The organism is Burkholderia guangdongensis, from assembly GCF_013403875.1.
GTDB classification, from domain to species: domain Bacteria; phylum Pseudomonadota; class Gammaproteobacteria; order Burkholderiales; family Burkholderiaceae; genus Burkholderia; species Burkholderia guangdongensis.
Map to the genome: position 1 here is coordinate 1 of NZ_JACBNX010000080.1, position 281 is coordinate 281.

Annotated in this window: 1 protein-coding gene; it reads left to right on the plus strand. The window is 64.8% G+C overall.

The window, feature by feature from the left end; all coding sequences use genetic code 11:
• The coding region (locus tag HZI36_RS27640; protein WP_246327247.1) for a GTP-binding protein at positions 1-281 on the plus strand (281 nt) is incomplete at both ends.

Genomic DNA, 281 nt, shown 5'->3' on the forward strand with positions numbered 1-281 from the left:
CCGGAAGAAAAGGCGCGCGGCATCACGATCAACACGGCGCACGTCGAGTACGAGACGGCGAACCGTCACTACGCGCACGTCGACTGCCCGGGCCACGCCGACTACGTGAAGAACATGATCACGGGCGCCGCGCAGATGGATGGCGCGATCCTGGTGTGCTCGGCCGCTGACGGCCCGATGCCGCAAACGCGTGAGCACATCCTGCTGGCGCGTCAGGTCGGCGTGCCGTACATCATCGTGTTCCTGAACAAGTGCGACATGGTGGACGACGCGGAACTGCT